The sequence below is a fragment of the Cupriavidus sp. FW305-26 genome, assembly GCF_058787975.1.
Genome location: NZ_JBYTAH010000047.1, coordinates 43,068 through 63,199, shown reverse-complemented (window position 1 = coordinate 63,199; position 20,132 = coordinate 43,068). Strand labels below are relative to the sequence as shown.

16 protein-coding genes, 1 tRNA gene and 3 pseudogenes are annotated in these 20,132 nt (G+C 60.4%); 6 read left to right on the top strand and 14 right to left on the bottom strand.

Going from position 1 to position 20,132, the window contains the following annotated elements:
- Positions 1–271: 271 nt before the first annotated feature.
- Together AC3WQZ_RS23425 and AC3WQZ_RS23420 are read right to left on the bottom strand one after the other, a co-directional pair.
- A complete protein-coding gene (locus AC3WQZ_RS23425) occupies positions 272–697 on the bottom strand; it encodes a type II toxin-antitoxin system VapC family toxin (RefSeq protein ID WP_454749798.1) in 426 nt (141 codons plus the stop codon).
- On the bottom strand, positions 691–963 hold the full coding sequence (locus AC3WQZ_RS23420; protein WP_454749799.1) for a type II toxin-antitoxin system Phd/YefM family antitoxin: 273 nt from the start codon (positions 961–963) through the stop codon (positions 691–693). The genes AC3WQZ_RS23425 and AC3WQZ_RS23420 overlap by 7 nt, the downstream gene beginning before the upstream one ends.
- Before the next feature lie 528 nt (positions 964–1,491).
- On the opposite strand from AC3WQZ_RS23420, the gene AC3WQZ_RS23415 reads away from it, so the two are divergent.
- A complete protein-coding gene (locus AC3WQZ_RS23415; RefSeq protein WP_492301351.1) occupies positions 1,492–4,812 on the top strand; it encodes a DEAD/DEAH box helicase in 3,321 nt (1,106 codons plus the stop codon).
- Between the two features lie 675 nt (positions 4,813–5,487).
- Positions 5,488–6,849, top strand: coding sequence for an IS1182 family transposase (locus tag AC3WQZ_RS23410; protein WP_454749122.1), 1,362 nt, complete (start codon positions 5,488–5,490; stop codon positions 6,847–6,849).
- 436 nt (positions 6,850–7,285) lie between these two features.
- Here AC3WQZ_RS23410 and AC3WQZ_RS23405 read toward each other — a convergent pair whose 3' ends face one another.
- The 7 genes and pseudogenes from AC3WQZ_RS23405 to AC3WQZ_RS23375 form a co-directional block, all read right to left on the bottom strand.
- A complete protein-coding gene (locus tag AC3WQZ_RS23405; protein WP_454749123.1) occupies positions 7,286–7,600 on the bottom strand; it encodes an H-NS histone family protein in 315 nt (104 codons plus the stop codon).
- A 384-nt stretch (positions 7,601–7,984) separates the two neighbouring features.
- Complete coding sequence (locus AC3WQZ_RS23400) at positions 7,985–8,593, bottom strand: 3'-5' exonuclease (protein ID WP_454749124.1); 609 nt, start codon at positions 8,591–8,593, stop codon at positions 7,985–7,987.
- Between the two features lie 17 nt (positions 8,594–8,610).
- A tRNA-OTHER gene (locus AC3WQZ_RS23395) sits at positions 8,611–8,679 on the bottom strand.
- 44 nt (positions 8,680–8,723) lie between these two features.
- Positions 8,724–9,035: an H-NS histone family protein gene (locus AC3WQZ_RS23390; RefSeq protein ID WP_454749125.1), complete on the bottom strand. Its 312-nt coding sequence runs from the start codon at positions 9,033–9,035 to the stop codon at positions 8,724–8,726.
- A 208-nt stretch (positions 9,036–9,243) separates the two neighbouring features.
- Positions 9,244–10,155 (bottom strand): annotated as a pseudogene (locus tag AC3WQZ_RS23385) (IS3 family transposase); the annotation flags it as partial.
- Positions 10,156–10,167: 12 nt separating this feature from the next.
- A complete protein-coding gene (locus AC3WQZ_RS23380; RefSeq protein WP_454749126.1) occupies positions 10,168–11,538 on the bottom strand; it encodes an IS110 family RNA-guided transposase in 1,371 nt (456 codons plus the stop codon).
- A 232-nt stretch (positions 11,539–11,770) separates the two neighbouring features.
- Positions 11,771–12,028: pseudogene (locus AC3WQZ_RS23375) on the bottom strand (transposase); the annotation flags it as partial.
- Positions 12,029–12,559: 531 nt separating this feature from the next.
- On the opposite strand from AC3WQZ_RS23375, the gene AC3WQZ_RS23370 reads away from it, so the two are divergent.
- A complete protein-coding gene (locus AC3WQZ_RS23370; RefSeq protein ID WP_454749127.1) occupies positions 12,560–12,745 on the top strand; it encodes a hypothetical protein in 186 nt (61 codons plus the stop codon).
- A gap of 139 nt (positions 12,746–12,884) precedes the next feature.
- Here AC3WQZ_RS23370 and AC3WQZ_RS23365 read toward each other — a convergent pair whose 3' ends face one another.
- A complete protein-coding gene (locus AC3WQZ_RS23365) occupies positions 12,885–13,307 on the bottom strand; it encodes an NUDIX domain-containing protein (RefSeq protein ID WP_492301354.1) in 423 nt (140 codons plus the stop codon).
- Positions 13,308–13,735: 428 nt separating this feature from the next.
- Entirely contained in the window at positions 13,736–14,185 is a 450-nt protein-coding gene (locus tag AC3WQZ_RS23360) for a fumarate hydratase (RefSeq protein ID WP_454749129.1), read from the bottom strand.
- A 185-nt stretch (positions 14,186–14,370) separates the two neighbouring features.
- Here AC3WQZ_RS23360 and AC3WQZ_RS23355 point away from each other — a divergent pair, with 185 nt between their 5' ends.
- The gene (locus AC3WQZ_RS23355; protein WP_454749130.1) at positions 14,371–14,799 is read left to right on the top strand and encodes a hypothetical protein; all 429 of its coding nucleotides are present in this window, start codon (positions 14,371–14,373) and stop codon (positions 14,797–14,799) included.
- Between the two features lie 444 nt (positions 14,800–15,243).
- Entirely contained in the window at positions 15,244–15,618 is a 375-nt protein-coding gene (locus tag AC3WQZ_RS23350) for a cupin domain-containing protein (RefSeq protein ID WP_454749131.1), read from the top strand.
- Between the two features lie 324 nt (positions 15,619–15,942).
- On the opposite strand, the pseudogene AC3WQZ_RS23345 reads toward AC3WQZ_RS23350, so the two are convergent.
- From AC3WQZ_RS23345 to AC3WQZ_RS23335, 3 genes and pseudogenes are all read right to left on the bottom strand, one after another.
- Positions 15,943–17,000 (bottom strand): annotated as a pseudogene (locus tag AC3WQZ_RS23345) (IS110 family RNA-guided transposase); the annotation flags it as partial.
- A 130-nt stretch (positions 17,001–17,130) separates the two neighbouring features.
- Positions 17,131–17,589, bottom strand: coding sequence for a cupin domain-containing protein (locus tag AC3WQZ_RS23340; protein ID WP_454749168.1), 459 nt, complete (start codon positions 17,587–17,589; stop codon positions 17,131–17,133).
- Between the two features lie 75 nt (positions 17,590–17,664).
- Positions 17,665–18,417 carry an SDR family oxidoreductase gene (locus AC3WQZ_RS23335; RefSeq protein WP_454749169.1) on the bottom strand — a complete coding sequence of 251 codons (753 nt, stop codon included), beginning with the start codon at positions 18,415–18,417 and terminating at the stop codon, positions 17,665–17,667.
- Positions 18,418–18,606: 189 nt separating this feature from the next.
- On the opposite strand from AC3WQZ_RS23335, the gene pdxR reads away from it, so the two are divergent.
- Complete coding sequence (gene pdxR / locus AC3WQZ_RS23330) at positions 18,607–20,130, top strand: MocR-like pyridoxine biosynthesis transcription factor PdxR (protein ID WP_454749170.1); 1,524 nt, start codon at positions 18,607–18,609, stop codon at positions 20,128–20,130.
- Positions 20,131–20,132 lie beyond the last annotated feature (2 nt).

The following is a 20,132-nucleotide window of genomic DNA, read 5'->3' as shown; positions in this document are numbered from 1 at the left end:
GCTTGACCGCCCTGATGCGATCCTCGTACGAATACATGAACTACCTCCAAGTAGTCCAAGAATTCATCCGCACCCCCGAACCGGACATTACAACTTTGCCGCTACACCAGTAGTTCGCATAATACTTTTTATGTTAAATTGTTGTGGTACATAACAATCGAGCCGCCGCACCGTGGCAGCGGCTCGGGCCGTGTTCTGTAAGGCAGCTTGGAGTAAACAAGCTGACCGGAGGCGCTCCAGTGACTGGACGGGATGCAAATCGACGCGGCATTCAGAGGCCGAACCAGTTCGCCAGCCGCAAACCAGTCAGTTCCGCAAAATCCTTTGTGTTACGTGTCACCAGGGTTAGCCCGTGCGCTATCGCCACCGATGCAATCTGCCCATCTACGAATGGCAATGTGAATCCAGACCGTTCACGAGCCTGGCGCAGTTCTGCGTGGATCCGCGCTGCGGCAGCGTCATAAGGCAAGACTGGCAAAGTGCTCACGACATCTTGCACAAACCGGCCAACAGCGTCCTTCCGTTGGCCATCCGGCATGCGCAACCAACCAAAGCGGAGTTCGTGCCAGACCCGGGCTGGAATTGCTAGCTCCCCCTCGTAGCGGACCAAGTTGTCCATCACCGTGACCTCAGGTCTCGGCCGCATCGCCTCTGAAACAATGTTGGTGTCCAGCAACCAACTCACGGCGCTCACCATGAGAATTCTCTTCCCCCATCGGGTTGACGCAATTGCGCAAAGGGATCGCTCTCATCCTCTCCTGCTACATGCTGTTGGCGCCACTCGGCTAAACGCGCAGAAAAGCCGGAGGAAGTTCCAACCAGTTGTCGATATTGTGACCACGACATCAAGACGCCAGCAGCGTGCCCGCGTCGGGAGATCATTAGTGGCTCTTGTGCCACTTCCACGCCCCGAAGCGCATCAGCGAGATGCGCCCTTGCCTTAGAAAAAGGGATAGTTTGCATGGAAAGGCCCTCCTGCTTGATATGTACATTTCAATTGTACATTACGAGGGAAATCAAGAAGAAGTTCCAGCCAGTGATTTCCCTGCCAGCGATAGACATTCCCAGGGTTGCGACGGTTCAATCACTTCAAGATGAGCACTATGTGCGGTCAAGCGAATGCGTCTTTTGCGGCCCAAACCGATCAAGAAAAATCGACTTCCTGGAGCGCCGGTGCCGTTGCGGGACAAACGCACACCGTCATCAGGATTGCCGGGGACTGAGTCGACACCTAGCGTCGTCGACCATATCCCTGATCGTCACGGAAGTATTCGACCGGCCGGCCTGCCGACCCGTCGAGCCGTGCCAAGCGATTGGACGCTGGCGCCGAAATTCGCCGGGAAATTTTCCGCCTCGCGTCGACCAAGTCACGCCGAAAGCGTTCGCCGGCACCCAACACTGCCCGCAGTGGAATCGGCGGCCGTTGCCATAGCAGCCGGGAGTCCAGCCGCGTAAAATGCTCCGGCGTTGCCAACCGGACTCTTCCAGTCGATGTCTGTCCCCTACCAATCCAGGCAAATCGCGCAATGGCTGGACCCCTTCACGGTGTCCAAAGCACGGGGCTATGCGAGTGCCGTCTCGGAGTTGCGCTGGATCGGCGAGGATACCCTCGCGGGCTTGGTGCAAGGCACCCGCACGCGCCCGTATGACGTGCGTGTGTTTTTCCACGACATCGACGACGACATGTGGGTGCAAGGGGAATGCACGTGTCCAGTCGGAGTCGACTGCAAGCACGTGGCGGCGCTCCTGATCGCCGGCTTGGCGAACCGGCCGAAGCCATCGTCCACCGGCGTGCGTGCGGAACTGGTGAGCTGGCTTGAAGGCTTTCGTACCAGGCGTACGGCCGCCGATCCCGTGACCAAGAAGAAGCCGTCCAAGCCCACGCATGCCCTGGCCTACGTGATCGGCCAATCGTATCGCGGCTGCGAAGTGACGATTTACAAGGCACGCGTGAGCGCCGACGGCACGATTCGCTCGCTTGACGATCGATGGCAAAACGTCGAGAAGGCGCTGATTGAGCCGCCGAAATTTATCGCCGAGGAGGATCTGCCGATTTTGCGCGGATTGTGGTTGGGCCGCTCGCAGGCCTCCTATACCGGTGGTTTTGGCCTGCAGGGTGTAACCGGTGCCGTCATCCTGGAGCAACTGATGGCAACCGGACGTGCTTTTGTTTCCTTTTCTCCCGCGGGCTCTCACTATCCCGGAACGCACTGTGCACTGCACTACGGACCCGTGCGCAGCGCACAGCTGACTTGGCAGACGCAGCCCGACACGCGCGTGCGGCCGGTCCTGCAGGCCGAGCCACCCGCGACCCTGTTGCTGACGACCACCCAGCCGTGCTGGTACGCAGACGCGGATTCTGGCGAGGCTGGCATCCTCGCCATGCCTTGGCCCTCGGAGCAGCTCGCGGATTTCCTGTCCATGCCGGCCATTACGCTGGACGAGGCAGCACTCGTTGGCAATGTGCTGCGTGAAGTCGCCCCCGACCTGCCCATGCCGCCTGCGCATGAAGCGGCGTCCGTGCGGAGCATCAACTGCGCGCCGGTGCCCGTACTGGCCCTCGACACGTTGCCGACATGGGCCTCGTCGCAGGATTTTGCGACGGTCAGCTTTGATTACGCAGGACACAGCCTGCCGGCACACAGCAGCACCACCCTCCTTCAAGCCGCCGGTGGCGAGGTCATCCAGGTCAAGCGGGACGCCGATCTCGAGCGCAAGCGTCTGACTGAACTGCAAAAGGCCGGGTTCCGGATAATTCGCGCCGGCCATGTCTTTGGGCCAGAACCGTTTCCGGCCGACATGCTCGGCCCCGAGGATGTCGGTGAGTGGCAAAACCTTGTGAAAGAGGTGCTGCCTGTGCTTCGGGCAAACGGCTGGCGCGTAGTGATGACGGACGCGTTTCGGCACAACGTGATTGAGATCGAAGCCATTGACGGCAGCCTGCGTCGGACTGGGGATGGCTGGTTCGACGTCGAGATGGGCATCACGGTCAATGGCCGCACGGTGCGCCTGGAGCCCCTGCTGTCGGATCTCTTTCGCCGGGATTCGCGTTGGTTGTCGGGCAAGCTCGATGGCATCCCTGACGACGAAGCGATTGATCTGAAGACCGACCGCAACGAGCGGCTTCGCCTGTGTGCTGACCGGCTGAAACCAGTCGTGCGCGTGCTGATCGACCTGTTCGACTCGCTCGGCACCGGCATGCGCATTTCCGAGTGGGATGCGGCCCGGCTCCATGCCCTGGATCAGACCGGGCGCTGGCAGTTTGACGGCGCGGCATCGATCCGGCAGCTCGCGCAGCGGCTGATGGCCGGTCCCGGGGTGGCAGACGTGCCAGTACCGCGTGGCCTGAAGGCCGAATTGCGTGCTTACCAGCGCCAGGGCCTCGCCTGGATGCAGTTCTTGCGCGAGCACGGGCTGTCCGGCGTACTGGCCGATGACATGGGCCTCGGCAAGACGATCCAGGCACTTGCGCACATACTCACTGAAAAAGAACGTGGTCGGCTGGACCGCCCTGCGCTAATCGTCGTGCCGACGACCCTCGTGCACAACTGGCGCGAGGAAGCACAGCGCTTCACGCCGATGCTGCGTGTCCTCGATCTGCACGGTCCCCAGCGTCACGATCGCTTTGCCCAGATCGGCGAGCACGACCTCATCCTGACCACCTACGCCTTGCTGTGGCGTGACGAGGCAATGCTTGCCGGGTACGACTATCACCTGCTGCTGCTGGACGAGGCGCAATATGTCAAGAACGTCGCCACCAAGTCCGCCGCGACGATTCGCGGACTGCGTGCGCGACACCGCCTCTGCCTGACGGGTACACCGCTCGAAAACCATCTCGGTGAATTGTGGGCCCAGTTCGACTTCCTGCTGCCCGGCTTTCTCGGTACCCGCCAGGACTTCAGCCGACGCTGGCGCTCGCCCATCGAAAAAGGCGGCGATGTCGTTCGACGCGACCTACTCGCGCGGCGCATCCGGCCATTCATGCTGCGGCGGCGCAAGGATGAGGTGGCCACCGAGCTGCCGCCGAAGACGATGATCGTGCGCACGGTGGAACTGGAAGGTACGCAGCGCGATCTGTACGAGACGGTTCGCGCTGCCATGCAGGAAAAGGTGCGGGCAGCCGTCGCGGCAAAGGGCCTCGCGCGCAGCCACATCGTCGTGCTGGAGGCGTTGCTCAAACTACGCCAGGTTTGCTGCGATCCGCGGCTCGTCAAGATCAAAGAGGCGGCCCGGATCAAGGAATCGGCCAAGCTTGATCTGCTGCTGCACATGCTGCCCGAACTGATCGAGGAAGGTCGTCGTATCTTGCTGTTCTCGCAGTTCACCAGCATGCTGGATCTCATTGCGGCAGCCTTGCGAAACGCCGGCATTCCCTACGTCATGCTGACCGGGGATACCACGGATCGCGTCACCCCGGTCGAACGCTTCAACCACGGCGAGGTACCGCTTTTTCTGATCAGCCTGAAGGCCGGTGGCGTTGGCCTAAACCTGACGGCGGCCGACACCGTCATTCACTACGATCCCTGGTGGAATCCCGCCGTTGAAAATCAGGCCACTGACCGTGCTCACCGTCTCGGCCAAGAAAAGCCGGTGTTCGTCTATAAGCTGATCACCGGTGGTAGCGTCGAGGAGAAAATCGTCGCAATGCAAGCGCAGAAGGCTGCGCTTGCCGAGGCGATTTTGTCGGCGGATGCCGCCGGCGCCGTTAAATTCTCCGCCGAAGACATCGAGGCGCTGTTCGAGCCGATCCCGACTGCACCGCCCGTCGTGGCAACGACAAAGTCTCGGTCCCGCATTAGGGCCGGAACATAACAGTGCCATGCCCAACCGATATCGTGACTGCACTGCACAAGGCCATTCGGCTTGCTAGCGCCAGATTTGGCACCAGAAGTACGATGACCCCATGCTTTGAATCCCTGACCCCGCTGGCAGGAAATTCTTTGCTGACGGTAGCTTTGCGCAATCCTCGTCGTCTGGAGACTCTTCTGACCGTTCACACGCGGCGGTGGTTTTGGGCGCAACTGTGTCGCGTCACTCCCATGGATGCGTAGTCCGCGAACCCGGTATCTGGCTGCAGATATCTCCGGTGCCTCCACAGATCGTCTCACTCAATCAAGACCGATCAACAATGGCCTTCGGGATGCCTTCCTGCCGACGCTGGAATCACTGGAAGCGGGTTTCCGGCTGCGGCGGCGCCAATGCCCGAGAGGCGGATGCCGAAGCGATGCTCCGTAGATCGTCACAAACTGGACGTGGCAGCACCCCCGTAGGCAGAATCAGCGTATGAAACACCGTCTAATTGAGACATTAGCGATATTGAGGTCGCCGTATCCTGACACGGCTGTCCTGCTACCGCCCGCGCCGCCTTTCATGGTGAGCGCGGGTTCTTTTTTGTGTAGGTTCCTAGGAGCCCGTCGGGCTTTCCGGCCTTCCAATCGATGATGCCCTGCCAGATAATCGTGGCAGCACAACCGACAGACTACCCCGATGAGCCGCTTCGTTCCCGTTGACCGAGACACTGCGTACCTGCTGCCGCCGTCGGTGGACGAATGGTTGCCGAGCGATCACCTGGCGCGCTTCGTGGTCGAAGTCATCGAGCAGCTTGATCTGAGCGAACTGACGCGCCAATACGCGGGCCGGGGCTCGGCGGCGCACCATCCAGCGGTGTTGCTGGGCCTGTTGATCTACGGCTATGCCAACGGCGTGCACTCCAGCCGCAAGATCGAACGCGCGACCTACGACTCGGTGGCATTCCGCTACGTGGCAGCCAACACCCACCCGGATCACGACACGCTGGCGACGTTCCGACGTCGATTCCTGCAGGAAGTGGAGTTGCTGTTCGTGCAGGTGCTGGTGCTGGTGCTGGCGCGCGAGATGAAACTGCTCAAGCTCGGGCACATTGCGCTGGACGGCACCAAGATCGACGCCAACGCGAGCAAACACCGTGCCCTGTCGTGGGGTCATGCCGACAAGATCGAGGCGCAGTTGCGACAGGAAGTGCAGACCCTGCTTGCGCTGGCCGAGAACAGCGACCGCGCAGCCATCCCGGATGGCATGGACGTGCCGGCGGAGATCGCTCGACGCGAAGATCGCTTGAGCGCGATAGCGCTGGCCAAGGCAAAGATCGAGCAGCGCGCCGCCGAGCGTCATCAGCTCGAACAGCAGGAGTACGAGGCCAAGGCGGCCAAGCGCAAGTCTCAGAGGGATGCTGGCAAGAAGCCGCGCGGCAAGGATCCCGAGCCGCCAGAGGCTGGCCCCAAGGACGGCGACCAGGTGAACCTCACGGATGAAGATTCGCGCATCATGCCCGTCTCGGGCGGGGGCTTCGAGCAAAGCTACAACGCGCAAGCTGGCGTCGACACCGAGACGATGATGGTGGTCACCCGGCACGTGAGCCAGGCGTGCAACGACAAGCGAGAAATCGTGCCCACGCTGGAGCAGATCGTCGCGTTGCCCGCGGTGCTGGGCGAAGTGCACACGCTGATCACGGACAACGGCTTCTTCAGTCAGGCCAACGTGATCGCTTGCCTCGACGCGGGGGTCGAGCTGCTGCTGGCGCTCAAGAGGGAGTCGCATCATGCCCCCATGCTGGAGCGCTTCGCACCCGATGCTCCCGAACCCCAGACGACGGATCCGGTTGTGCAGATGGCGCATCGTCTGGGCACACAAGCCGGGCGTGCCCTCTACAGCTTGCGCAAGCAGACGGTGGAGCCGGTGTTCGGCATCATCAAGCGGGTGATGGGTTGGCGCCAGATGAGCATGCGCGGGCTGGCCCAGGCCCAAGGCGAATGGAGCCTGGTGACCATGGCCTGGAACATCAAGCGCATGCATGTGCTGCGCACCGCATGAGGGGAAAAGTGTGCCCCGGTCACGCCGAAAACGAGTCCTCAGGCGGCTCGATACGCCCTCGTGGAGACTCGCCAACCGCTGAGAACGCTCGATCAGCACGACACAGTCTCAAAAGCCGCGTCGCACCGATCCATCGGATTCGCTCGGGTTCAAGTCCGACGGACTCCTAGCGAACCATTTGCCTGGGCAGGCGACTAGGCCGATACTGACCGAGGGTAACCGAGTCGGTGACTCAACTTCTTCATGGACGTTCCCCGGCGCCGCTTGTCTCGACGGCGCGGGTCTTTTTCTACAGCTTAAGAAATCGGTGGTCCGGCGCATTTGCAACGTGGCTAGCTTCCCATCGGTTGCCAGCACCCGTCGATTTTATGCGGCGCCAGACTTCCTTCATGAAACCTGTCAGCCAGCCTCATAGCTGACGCATCGGGCGATGCCGTCATTCCTGCGGAATCAGGAAACGCGCCGGTCGCTTGCCCAACCACGCAGGGGTCCGGCCCCGTCCCGACCAGGTTTTCCCGGTCTTGGGATCCATGTACTTCGGCGGCAGCGGCGCCTTCTCCACCGCTGCAGTCGAACTTCCGGCCGGCCGGCCCCGATGGCGCCGTGGGGCTATGTCTTCCGGCGAAAGCTCATATCGAAGCATCAGTTCCCTAATTTGTTCGATGACGCCCGGTACCTCATTCGCGCGCGCCTCTTCAATCTGGGCCTCCAGTGCTTGCTTCTGCGCCATCAGTTCTTCATACGTTGCCATCTTTGACTCCTAAAGTGAGCTACGCATGATTTATACGCATTTCAAAGATAGTCAGCAAGCCGTCAGAACAGCGAACTTCAATTGGTTCCATTGCCGGGTGAGTTCTGGGCCTCTATTGTCCCGGTTGTCTGAAAATCTATGCTGCAAAGTGAATGGCCTGCAAACTTCAAAACTGCCGAATTCCCTTCCATCGCTTACGTCGCACATCTCGCAGAAATGGGTACGCTTAGTTGCTTAATTAGGCCATGAAAGCGTCCAGTTTTTATAGGCGGTGCAGAACTTCAGGTCTGATTACGCCTGATCAGCCGCTTTCCGCGATATCAATCGGATCAAGGTTCAGTCCACGGGAAGATTATCGGCACGCGGTGTATGATAATTGCCGCCCTACTCGCCCAGCGAACGAAGGAACGTCGGAACCTTAGCGCGGCTGGTGGCCTGAACGCGGGCGATGAGCGCGTAATCGACTTGGCTCACTCCGTACGTCTGAGCGATATCGTGTTGGAGTCGATGCCACAGATGACAGGTCATTTCAGCGTCGGCCATCGCTCTGTGCGCACGCCCGATCTTGGGCAGTTGCAGCATATCGACGAGTGTCGATAACCTGTGATTTTGAGCGTGTGGGTAGATACGTCTGGCAGTGAGCATCGTACACGCGAAGTGCTGATTGGCTGCGATGTCCAGAAGCCCAAGCTCGGCTTGCCAAAACCTTCGGTCAAAACCAGCATTGTGGGCTACCACCGGATGTCTGCCGACAAACCGGGCCGCTTCACTCATGACCTTCGATGCAGCAGGCGCATCTGCAATCATGTCATTGGTGATCCCGGTCAGGCTTACAACCTGCGAGGGGATACGCCTTCCAGCGTTCATCAAGCTTTGATAACGGTCGACGATCTCGCCGTCACGCAGCAAGATGACAGCAATTTCCGTGGCTCGGTCACCTAGACTTGGCGACAATCCCGTCGTTTCAAAATCCAGAACCGCAACCGTCTGCATCCTGCTTCTCAGTTATTTGGTGCTGACGGCGAGACTCGAACTCGCACGCTTCCAACGACATGGCGCTGTTCTCGAAAAACGGAACCCCTGCATCTGTGCAGGGGTTGTCGAGTCGTGCGTCGACCGAAATTTAAGCTTCTTCTGCAATCAGAAACCGGTTCGGGTTCTTACCCAGCCAGGCGGGCGCGCGGCCCCGACCGGACCAGGTTTTTCCCGTCTTGGGGTCGCGATACTTCGGAGGTAGCTCGGACTTCGGCTTGCTTACACCGCTGGCCGCCGGGCGTCCGCGCCGGCGCTTGGTAACGTCCTCGACTGTCAGGTCATACTCTGCCATCCAAGTCTGGATCTTCTCGATGACACCTGCTACTTCATTGGCACGCACTTCTTCCAGGTGGGCTTCGAGCGCTCGCTTCTGTGCGATCAACTCCTTATATGTAGCCATACGATTCTTCCTTTCTAGTCGAGGTCTGAGAGAAGATAGTTTAAAACCATTCAAACTGGAATGCCAAACGGCGCTCACCTTATCACATGAGTGCGTAATCTCTCCAAAAGCTTTCGTGTAAAACTACCTATGTCGCGATCAAGCGAGGGCAGCTGGTCGCCAGCGGAATGAGCTTGCCCCTGTTTCACGAATCCCATAGCCGAGGCCATCAGGCCGCTTTCCCTTGCTGAGCAGCGGCCCAATTCTTCTCGAACGTCATGGGGCTGACGTAGTTCAATGTCGAATGTAGCCGGCGAGCATTGTAGAAGCCGAGCCAATCGACGATTTCATCCATCGCCGCACGCCGTGTCGCGAAGTGCCGACTGTGCAGTCGTGCGACCTTCAGCGAACCCCATAGGCTTTCGGTTGGCGCATTATCCCAACAATCGCCGCGCCGGCTCATCGACGAACGCATGCCGTACGCCTTGAGCGTGTCCTGGAAGAGCCCGCCGCAGTACTGGCTGCCACGGTCGCTATGCACAATCACGCCGGCATCGGGGCGACGCCGGAACCATGCCATGCGCAGCGCATCGGTGACCAACTCGGCCTTCATATGCGGCTGCATCGACCAGCCCACCACCTGCCGGCTGAACAGGTCGATGATGACGGCCAGGTACAGCCAGCCCTCGGCCGTCGCTACATAGGTGATGTCGCTCGTCCAGACCTGATTCGGCGCTGCCGCCGTGAAGTTGCGTTCCAGCAGATTCGGTGCGACGGGCAGGCCATGCTTCGAGTTCGTCGTCGCGATGTACTTGCGCTTGTGCCGGGCACGCACGCCGTGTTGCGCCATCAGCTTGCGCACGCGCTCCTTTCCCACGCGTACGCCGCGCGCAACCAGCTCCTTCCACATGCGCGGCCAGCCGTATTCGCCCTTGACCTCCGCGTGAATCGCCTTGATGTGCGCCAGCAGCGCGTCGTCGCTCACGCGGCTGCGCTGCGGCTTGTCCTGAGTGGCGCGTTGTCGCCGCTGATGAAAGCCGCTGGGGCTGACCTCCAGCACCTCGCATAACACCGAAATCGGCCAGTGGTGACGATTGCGTTCGATGAACGCGTACTTCACGTCGAGTCCTTCGCGAAGTACGCGCACGCCTTCCTAAGAAACTCCCCCGCGACCCAGCGTATCCTGCGGCTGAAGCGCAAATCCGAACTGGGCCGCACGCCGGTGAAGCTGTTTGATGACTCGGTCGCGGTATTGTTGCTCGTAATGGTCCGCGCCGGGGTCCCGGTAGTCCATGCCATATCGCATTGCGTTGTAGAACAGGACGGCAATTTTGCGCGCTGTCGCTGTCACGGCCTTGGCGTTGCCGATACGGCCGGCAAGGCGGCGGTAGAACGCGCCGAGTGCAGTGTTGCTCCGCCCTACGGCAACGGCTGCAAGCCGGAGCGCGACGGTGAGTCTGCTGCTTGTCTTGCGCGTATGCGCTGACAGAACCTTGCCGCCGCTGATTTTGCAGCCGGGCGACAACGTCAGCCAGGACGTAAAGTGTTTGGCCGTGCGCCATCGGCTCAGGTCCGTGCCGCACTCACCAATCAGGCGTAGCGCCAGGAACGGGCCGATGCCGTGGATTTGGGTCAAATCCGTGCCCGTGAGCTGGTACAGGGCCGAGCGCACGTCGAAGTTCGGATCGCTGGGCTGTCTGCCCCGAAGCTTGGCTTTCGGGAGCGGCGCCTCCGGCATCGACTTGTCAATATTCAGGCCCGCCACAGCGCGTTCGATTTCGAGATCGCATTCGTCGATGCACTGTTGGTAGAAATCATATAGGGCAAGCGCCTGCCTCAGGGCGAACACATGCTCGGGCTGGTAATTTCCAACCAGTGCGCTGCGAATTGTTTCGAGGCTTTCCTTGCAGCGGACGTCGCGCATTGCCGCCAGCTTGTCGGGGTCGCGTTCGCCTCCGACGATGGCGCGGATGATCCTCAAGCCGGTGACGCCGGTGATCGAGGCGATGACATGATGAAGCTGAATGTTCATGAACGTCAGCGCCTTCTGCATGTGCTGGATGTGCGCAGCCGCGTAGTCGGCATGCTTCTCGCGTGCGCGCAGATAGGCCCGTAATTCCGCGATATCGCGGCCAGGACGGAAACTGGCACGCAATAGCCCGCAAGCATGCAAACGCTGTAGCCACTGCGCGTCGTTGACGTCGCTCTTGCGACCCGGGACGGCGCGTGCCTCTCGGGCATTCGCCAGAATGACCTCAAGTCCATGTGTCTCAAGAACCTCGTAGGCGGCAACCCAGTACACGCCGGTGGATTCCATCACGACCGTTTTCACCCCGATCGCAACGAGCCAGTTGGCCATGCGTTCCAGATCGCCGGTGAATGCCTGAAATGTCTGCACCGGTTCGTCGCAAAGATCCGGGCTGACGGCAACGACATGGAATCGTGAGCCGATATCAATACCGGCAGCGAATGGATGAATGATCGGAAGCCCAGTGGGCTTGGACCTCAAACGCTCTTTGGGCATGCTCCACCTCCTGAAGAGTCACGCGCAGGACGGGGAGTCGGATTTGATCAATTTCCTAAACGGGGTCGCCCGGAGGCGCCGCCACAGATGAGTCCGCAACCTCCCCTGGGCCAGGTTTTTTGACGGGGTTTCGTACCTCCAAGAAGCAAACGGCCACAGTCTCTGCGTGCATGCAGTGTACTCGCCTGGAGTTTCTACTCATAAGGGCCACGGGCAACCGTGTGGAGCGGTTTTTTAGGATGTCACGCTCCATCTTCAGGCGCGCCACTTCGGCACGAAGTCTCGACAATTCCATCTGCTCCGGACTCACCGGCTTTGTACCGGCTCCGCCGAGCTTTCCTTCCTGCTCAGCCTTGACCCAGTTGGAAATCGACTGCCCTGGCACGCCCAGCGCCGCGGCCGCCGCCGCAACGCTCTGGCCGGCCCTGACCAGCCGAACCGCTTCCAGCTTGAATTCGAGCGTGTAGCGCGCCCGCTTCGTCTTGCTCATCTTCTTGACTCTCCTTGCTTGAGTTTAAACGCTCAGCAAGGGATTCGTTTTTCGAGGGCAAGCTCAGAACGTCGTTGGTTATCAGAAAAAGAGAGACCCGTGGGACGTCAAGGTAAGAACGTTGCCATACGAGTTCCGCATGCAGATCGCTCCGCGGTTTGAGCGTCCCGACAGTGACGTCGAATCGAAACGTCGGCGTCACGCCCGAGCCTGCTGGAACGCGGACGGTGCGGGTGACCGAACCGGTATGCTTCGTGATCCAAAAGCCTAACGATCAAGGGCTTAATGAAGCACCGGGCGCCCTCAACAGCCGCCACTGGCACGCGCCGCCGCACGCTCAGAGCACTGCTCGCCGCGTCGCAACACGTGAGTTGCTTGATCTTTACGACAAGACCGTTTAGCTTAGATTCTGGTGAGCGCTCTCAGCGCGTCTTCGCACCGCCCTATCCCCGCCATTTCTCTTTTCCTCCGTGGAACACCGTCCACGGATAGCAGTCGTAGTTCCCTTTTGAATCAACAAAGGAGGCCGACATGCTTAGTCCTCATGAAATTGCCGCGCTACTGTTGCTTGGCGACACGCAAGAGATCGATGACCTTGAACCCGAGCAGCTGGAGGGCTTGCTGGTGAACAAGCTGGTCACGATGGAGTACGGTACCTGCCCTCGCCTGACGGGTCAGGGGCATTCGATGCTTGAGGTGGTGCGCCGCATGCGGTGAGCGTTGGTGGTGCGATAGGCCGCGGAATCGCAGCACTGCGATTCCTGCACCGCTTCGCGGCTGGGTAGCCAAGGGCGGAGTGTGTTGGACTCCAGGCATCACCCTCTCGAGATGCAGGCACCAAGGGCTTCCGCTGACCTTAACTCGGCGCCCCGGCCATGCTCTGAGCCCATTCAAGTATCGGCTCGAACCGAGATGGCAGCAGTTGCTGGGCCTCCGCAAATGTAACCCAGCGAAACTCGTGGTGCTCTGGGCGTCCTAGCTCAGCGCTAATCGGCAAGCTCACGTCACCGCTTGGTGACACCGCAAGATAGAATCGCACAGTCTTGCCGTTCGCATAGGGTTCCGTTTCGCGATAATCCTCCCCCCAACGAAGCTTAAGCGTTGACAAACCGGTTTCCTCCCTGGTTTCACGCATCGCGGCCGGTAATGGCTCTTCGTCGTGCTCTGGCATGCCTTTGGGCATGTCCCAATTCCGATATGCGCGTAGGACCAGGCAGTGCCATTGACCAGCAATAGGTCGGAGCACAACCAGACCAGCAGATCGCTTAATGGGCCTCATTGTCAATTTCACCCACTCCCCGCATAAGTTATGCGTACTCGACAACATCGGCGGCGTCATTCGAGCGATTCCGGACCACGGACCGACAACCCCGCTTCAAACGTGTTTTGCGCTGGCTTGAAAAATACAAAATCTGTCGAAATCGAGGCCGACTACTTACGTTGGACACTTCGCAGAAACGGGTACGCTTGGTTGCTGAATGAGGCAAAGAGGCATCCAGCTTTTACAGTTACGGTCTGATTACGCCTGATCAGGCCTGCCCTATCAGCACACCCCATCAAGGGTAAAGTTCAGTCCGCCGGGAGATTGATCACCTGGGATTCTGGAATGGTGGGCCTCCCATGAGTCGAACACGACACAAGACGACTCCACATCTTCGGGCGATCGGCTGGCTGGCAACATCGCGTACCCCCAGCCGAGGCAATCAATCAGGCGGCCACTGCAGACGATGCCGCCGGCGCAACCGCCTTCTTTGCCGGGGCCCGCTTTTTCGTCACGGCTTTCACTGCGGCCGTTTTCGGAGCCGCTTTCTTCACTGTGACCTTATTGCCGGCCACCGCCTTCTTTGTAGGCGGCTTCTTGGCGGCCACCTTACCAGCCGTTGCCGTCTTCGCACCGGAGGCCTTAGCCTTCTTTGCAGCTGCCTTGTCCTTTGCAGCCTGCTTTTCAAAGCGAGCTGCAGCCTTTGCGGCCTCCGTTGCCTTGGCGACCTCACGCTTTGCTGCTTCGATCGCCTTCTTCGTGTCGGCACGCAGCTTCAGCAAACGCTTCTTAGCAGCCTGCGCCTCGCGCGCGAGCACGCTGGCCTTCTTCGTCGGCACGGCAAGCTTCTTTGCGGCAGGCTTGACCCGAATTAGTGATTTATTTGCTGCGACCATGTTGGTTATTCATAGTATTGTGGAGTGCGGAGTATAACCTCACGAGTGGGCTACACAATGGAAATCGATATACTCATTACGTTGTGATGCGTCTGGCACGACCTCCTGCACGGTATATCCCCTGGTCGCGGCGCGCTCCTCGAGGCGAGGTGGTAGTTTTTTGCCGAAACAACACGACGTCAAGCATGCTGCGACTTCTCATTGCTTTCCCCATGATTCTAATGGCGACCTCGGCGCATGCGATAAAGTGCCGGAACGCAAAGAGCATCCTGTACATGCAGGATCGCTACTGCCCAGCGGGCTACACTGCCGATGCGACAGCGCCTGGCGGAACAGTTTCGGTCGTCGGAAAGAGTGCGCCGGTCGTGCAACAAGAAAGCGAGTTCCTCCAGCGTCGCGCGACCGAAAACAACCAATATCAGGTGCAGATCGCTCATTCACAGGCCGTGGAAGCGCAGCAGCAAACGAGTAACGCGACCCTGTGTTCGTCATTGGCGAGCCGGGCGAGATCTTTGGAATCCGCGATGCGGCAACCGAATAGCCCACAGTGGCTGGACAATCTGAAGCAGCAACATCGGAGCATTCGAGACGCGCAATACCGAAACAAATGCTAACCGGGGAACGGAACCTCCGTTCCGGTATGAGAAGGACGTTATTGTCTTCGATAAGCACAACGTTATCGTGTCTTATCGCCGCGGTCAGCAACGCTGGCGTCACCTTCTTCCCCCGGGCATGCACAGCAACCGTTCTTAAAACGGATGGCAGAAGTGCATTGGCAATACCGGGTGCTCAACACACATCGGTGAGAAGACAAACGTTGGATGGCGGAAATCCGCGTTCCTCTGTGCGCTATCGCCCATGTCTTCGGCCATAGCGACTCGGTAACTCAGATCCGCATCTACTATTAGGGTGCCGCATCTCTCCAAGTTCGGCGGCCTTCGCGCAGGCTTCGGTGAGGATCAGCATCGATTCTGGCGGTGCCAGTCGAATTGCGGTTTCTTTGGCGGCGTTATTCCGGTCGGTGACCACTGAACATTTCGTATAAAGGAGCAAAAGACATGGGAGCCCCAGTTGCCGTAACAAAGTTTGAAGTGAAATCCCACGAGTCACCCGACGAGGTTCGCGCCCCTGCGAAAACTCGGATCGAAGTCGTCCAACTCGAAGGTTTCACGGTCGGACGATTCAATTTTGAACCCGGATGGCGGTGGTCAGAGTGCATCAAACCTGTCGTGCACACCGACCAGTGCCAAGCCTCCCATGTGGGCTATGCGGTATCCGGACGTCTCACTGTTCGCATGAAGGACGGCACCGAAAAGACAATAAAGGCCGGCGATTCATACACTATCCCACCGGGACACGAAGCCTGGGTTGAAGGTGACCAACCCTTTGTCGCACTTGAGGTGATGTCCGCTGACACTTTCGCCAAGGCGTAAATAGGAAACACGTGGTCCCTGGGTCCCGGCCAAAGCGCCGGGACCAGGGATTTGTGAGAAAGCCTGCCAGCGGCGGCCTTGTGCAGTTCTGCGGTACTGCACGCTTGCATGCCGTACAGCTAACTGGAAATCGGATAGGCCGTAGCCGGCCAGGGAGCGACGTGCGACGTCGCCCTGACCGTGCCATTCAGACGACCGCTTCACCCTGCGGCAAGAGCCACTGAGCAGCCGGTGAGAAGCCTTGCAACGAGAAGTGCGCAAAATGGCGCCTGCGGAGCAGTCCAGCTAATTTCAGTTCTAAGACGGCCGAGCGGCTAGGAAGCGTTAGACAGCATGAGCGATGGGATCCACGTGGCACCCGAGGTCGGCGAGGCGTTTGAGCAGGCGGCGGATGGTCTTCTCGGCGTGATGGCGGTCGAAGTAATCAGGGCCGAGGTCGGCGTACTCAACGCCGTCCCGGAGCATGTGGTAAGCGGCGGTGAGCATGGAAGCAGCAACCGCGAGGATGGCCTTCTTGGCGCCGCGCCGGGCTTTGATGCGCAGGAACTGGGGAGCGCAGATAGCTGGTCTTGACGCGCACCGCGGCCCAGGCAGCGGTCACCAAAGCGGTTTTGAGCCAGGTGCCGCTCTTGCGCACCCGCGTGCTGCGCCGCTTGCCGGCGCTCTCGTCATTGCACGGGCACAGGCCCGCCCAGGACACCAGATGGCCGGCATCGGGAAAGCGCGTCATGTCGACGCCGATCTCCGCCAACAGGACCTTCTATGAGGGCGAGGGTGTCAACCCCGGGGATCGTGGTCAGCAGGCGGGCGCGCTGTTGGATCGGCGCTAGCGCTTTTCCCACGACTGCGTCGAGCTCGGCGAGCGTGTGCTCCAGTGCGCCGATGATATCCAGGTGCAGCTTGAGCATCGTGCGATGGTGTTCGCGTCCGTTCAGGGCCTCGCGCAACTCCGCGTGTTTTTTTCGGGCGTTGCCTTGGGCGAGCGCGGCAAGTCGCTCGGGGTCGGCCTCGCCATCGACGATGGCCTTGAGCATGGCACGGCCGCTGCGTCCGAGTACATCCGAGAGCACGCTGCCCAGCTTAAGGTTGGCGTCTTCGAGGACTTTCTGGATACGCAGGCTGTGTTGGGAGATCTCGCGTACGAGTTGCTTGCGGGTGCGCGTGAGATCGCGCAACTCCTGGGTGGCGGCCGGTGGCACAAAGCTCGCTCGGATCAAGCCATGGGCGAGCAGATCGGCAATCCACATCGCGTCATTGACGTCGGTCTTGCGCCCGGGCACGTTGCGAATGTGCTGGGCGTTGGCCAGCACCAACTCAAAGTCGCCCTCGAGGATGTGCCACACCGGCTTCCAGTACACGCCGGTGGCTTCCATGGCCAAACGGGCTCGGAGCACCAAGCGCAAGCCGACCTCGTTACCGACACCAGCTACGATCTTATCCCTGTCTAAGCGCAATTCACCGGCCCAAAGCCCGCTTCATCCTTCGGGGTCGGGCGTGCCCGATGGACAACTGTTAACGCTTCAGTGGCGTGGTCAGCACGGTCTCATTCGTGTCCACGACGAACATCGCAAGCAGCTTGGCGGGCTCGGTCTTGCTCGCGTTGGCGCTGACGTCGTGCCGGTCGCCAGGCATTTCGGTGAAATTCTGCCCCTTCGTGAAGGTGCGAAGTGGTCCGCCGTTGAGTTGGTTCAGCACGGCGCCTTCCAGCACCGTTGCGTAAATCATTGCTGACCTGGCGTGTGTATGCGCGGCGTTGACGGCGCCCGGCTCATACTCCACCAGTACGCCCTTGACACTCTTGCCCGGCATGCTAGGGATTTCCTGCTGGTACACGAGCGTGACTTTGACGCCCGTGGAGGTGGTTGCCAATCCTTGCACTGGCACAGTTGCCTGATGGCCGGAATGGTCTTGGGCGAGGGCTGCCGGCAAGGGCAGGGCCGCAAGGACCAACGAGGCGAGAAGGAGCTTCATGTTGTGTCTCGGGTGGATGTAGTTATATCGCTCTGAGTCGATATCAAGTCGCGAGCTACCTGCCAAATTTATGGCTTACCCCACATGAGCGCGCGCGAGCCACTGATCGAGACTGATGCGGCCTATCCGCGCGTCGCCCAGCGGCACGAGCGATAGTTCCTCGACATAGCCGCCGTAATATCGCGCGTCGCGATCGGTCACGACGGTGCGCGCGTCGCCCGCTGACTTCAGATAGCGCGAAACGATCTCCGCGAAGGACGCGCGGTCCGGTCCGGCGATGTCGATGGTGCCGTTTAGCGGCGCCGCGAGCGCGACCTGTGCAAGCGCCGCCGCGACGTCATCCGCAGCGATCGGCTGGAACATCCCATCACCAACGCGCACAGTGCCGCCGTCCGTGCCGTAATCCGCGATGCCGCCAATGAATTCCATGAACTGCGTGGCGCGCACGATCGTGTATGGCACGCCGGCCGCTTCTATCGCCTCTTCCTGCGCGACTTTGGCAGTGAAATACGCGTTCTCCGGCATGCGGTCGGTGCCGACGATCGACAGCGCGACGTGATGGCGCACGCCCGCGGCCACCTCGGCCTTGCCGAGATTGCGTGCCGAGCTGCGGAAGAAGTCGAGCACCGCTTGTGGCTCCCAAGACGGCGCATTCGTCACATCCACGACGACATCCGCATTCACCAGCGCATGGCTCAGGCCTTCGCCCGTCACCGTGTTGACACCGGTACGCGGCGATGCGGCGACAGCCGTATGGCTTGCCTCATTGAGCAGCGCGACAAGACGTGAGCCGATCAGCCCAGAACCACCGATTACAACGATCTTCATGGCAGATTCTCCATATCAGGGTAAAGGAACGCGCTGCGCACCTGGTGTGGGGGGCATCACAAAAGTGCCTGTCACCGTCGCATTGCTTGAAGTCATTGTGGAACAATCATGCCCTATGGATAAGAGCCAAGAATTGACCATTCGACTAGTCCAAGTTTGTTTTGCACCCTGTTTGCCGGTGAGAATGTCATGACGTTACGCAACCCCACGTTGGCCATTGAGATCGACCGCCAGAAGCGGTTGCCGATCTATCTGCAGATTTGCGAGCGTTTCAGGACGGCGATCGCCGCGGGACATCTTCGTCCGGGTGACCGGGTCCCGGCGTTACGCGGCCTCGCGACGCAGTTGAATACGGCGCGAGGCACCGTCGAGCTGGCCTACACGATCCTTGTCGACGAGGGCTACCTGCAGATGCGTGGCGCTGCCGGCACCTTTGTATCGCCTTCGCTATCGGAATCCCTGAAGCAAGCGGCACCTGCAGGCCGCCAGGATGCAGCTGATGCGCCGGGCGCCGAGGGCGCGGGCGCAGCGAAGACGCCAGCATCACCCAGCGGCCCGCCGACGACCCGCCAGCCCGCGATCGCGGTCGCCCTGAGCGGCGAGCCGCGACCCTTGCAGCCAGGACTGCCGGCGCTTGACGCATTTCCGCGCAAGATATGGAGCCGGCTCGTTTCGCGGCGTGCGCGCGGCGGCGAACGCATGCTGCTTGCCTACCCGAATCCGGTGGGTTATCTGCCGCTGCGCGAACATATCGCGACCTATCTTGGCCTGTCGCGTGGTGTCACCTGTCTGCCCGATCAGGTTTTCATTACCAGTGGCTACCGTGCGACGCTCGAACTGGTATTGCGCAGCCTTGCGAGCCCCGGTGATCGCATGTGGTTCGAGGACCCCGGTTATCTGCTTGCGCGCAGCTTCCTGGCTGAGACCGGCGTGCAACTCGTCCCGGTGCCCGTCGACGAAGAAGGCATCGATGTCGAGCGCGGCATCGAACGGGACCCGGAGGCGCGCTTCGCGATCGTCACGCCATCGCATCAGAGCCCCTTGGGGAACACACTGTCGCTTGCAAGGCGCATGGCGTTGCTGGCTTGGGCAGAGGCGGCATCTCGCTGGATTATCGAAGACGATTACGACAGCGAGTTCCGCTACCTCGGCCGACCCTTGCCGGCCTTGAAGAGCCTCGACCGGCATGATCGCGTGCTTTATTGCGGCACGTTCAGCAAAGTGATGTTCCCCGGTCTGCGGCTCGCCTACACGGTGGTGCCGGAGCGCGCGGTCGAGCGCGTTGCACGGGTGGCGTGCAGCATGAATGCCGGCGCGCCAACGCTGTTTCAGGCGGCGCTGGCAGATTTCATTGAACAGGGGCATTTTGCGCGGCATGTGAAGCGGATGCGCACGTTGTATGGACAGCGGCGCCTGTTGATTGCGCAAGCCTTGAAGCAGACGTTCGGCGAACAGCTAACCGTTGAATTGCCGTCCGGCGGCATCCAGTTCGCCGTGCAATTCGCCGAGGTCGCCCATGGTCCGATCGACGATGTCGCCGTCGCCTCGCGTGCCCGCCAGGTGGGACTTGCAGTGCTGCCGCTTTCGATCTGGTATGCGCACGGCCGTATGCGCGACACGCCGCGTGGCCTGGTGATAGGTTTCGCGAACATCGCCGATGCGTACGAAGCGGGCCGTCTCGCGCGTACGCTACGGGCATGCCTTGATGGCTGACC

Coding starts and splice junctions, on each gene's coding strand:
- AC3WQZ_RS23425 (WP_454749798.1), bottom strand. CDS start 697: ATGGTGAGCGCCGTGAGTTGGTTGCTGGACACCAACATTGTTTCAGAG.
- AC3WQZ_RS23420 (WP_454749799.1), bottom strand. CDS start 963: ATGCAAACTATCCCTTTTTCTAAGGCAAGGGCGCATCTCGCTGATGCG.
- AC3WQZ_RS23415 (WP_492301351.1), top strand. CDS start 1,492: ATGTCTGTCCCCTACCAATCCAGGCAAATCGCGCAATGGCTGGACCCC.
- AC3WQZ_RS23410 (WP_454749122.1), top strand. CDS start 5,488: ATGAGCCGCTTCGTTCCCGTTGACCGAGACACTGCGTACCTGCTGCCG.
- AC3WQZ_RS23405 (WP_454749123.1), bottom strand. CDS start 7,600: ATGGCAACGTATGAAGAACTGATGGCGCAGAAGCAAGCACTGGAGGCC.
- AC3WQZ_RS23400 (WP_454749124.1), bottom strand. CDS start 8,593: ATGCAGACGGTTGCGGTTCTGGATTTTGAAACGACGGGATTGTCGCCA.
- AC3WQZ_RS23390 (WP_454749125.1), bottom strand. CDS start 9,035: ATGGCTACATATAAGGAGTTGATCGCACAGAAGCGAGCGCTCGAAGCC.
- AC3WQZ_RS23380 (WP_454749126.1), bottom strand. CDS start 11,538: ATGCCCAAAGAGCGTTTGAGGTCCAAGCCCACTGGGCTTCCGATCATT.
- AC3WQZ_RS23370 (WP_454749127.1), top strand. CDS start 12,560: ATGCTTAGTCCTCATGAAATTGCCGCGCTACTGTTGCTTGGCGACACG.
- AC3WQZ_RS23365 (WP_492301354.1), bottom strand. CDS start 13,307: ATGAGGCCCATTAAGCGATCTGCTGGTCTGGTTGTGCTCCGACCTATT.
- AC3WQZ_RS23360 (WP_454749129.1), bottom strand. CDS start 14,185: ATGGTCGCAGCAAATAAATCACTAATTCGGGTCAAGCCTGCCGCAAAG.
- AC3WQZ_RS23355 (WP_454749130.1), top strand. CDS start 14,371: ATGCTGCGACTTCTCATTGCTTTCCCCATGATTCTAATGGCGACCTCG.
- AC3WQZ_RS23350 (WP_454749131.1), top strand. CDS start 15,244: ATGGGAGCCCCAGTTGCCGTAACAAAGTTTGAAGTGAAATCCCACGAG.
- AC3WQZ_RS23340 (WP_454749168.1), bottom strand. CDS start 17,589: ATGAAGCTCCTTCTCGCCTCGTTGGTCCTTGCGGCCCTGCCCTTGCCG.
- AC3WQZ_RS23335 (WP_454749169.1), bottom strand. CDS start 18,417: ATGAAGATCGTTGTAATCGGTGGTTCTGGGCTGATCGGCTCACGTCTT.
- pdxR (WP_454749170.1), top strand. CDS start 18,607: ATGACGTTACGCAACCCCACGTTGGCCATTGAGATCGACCGCCAGAAG.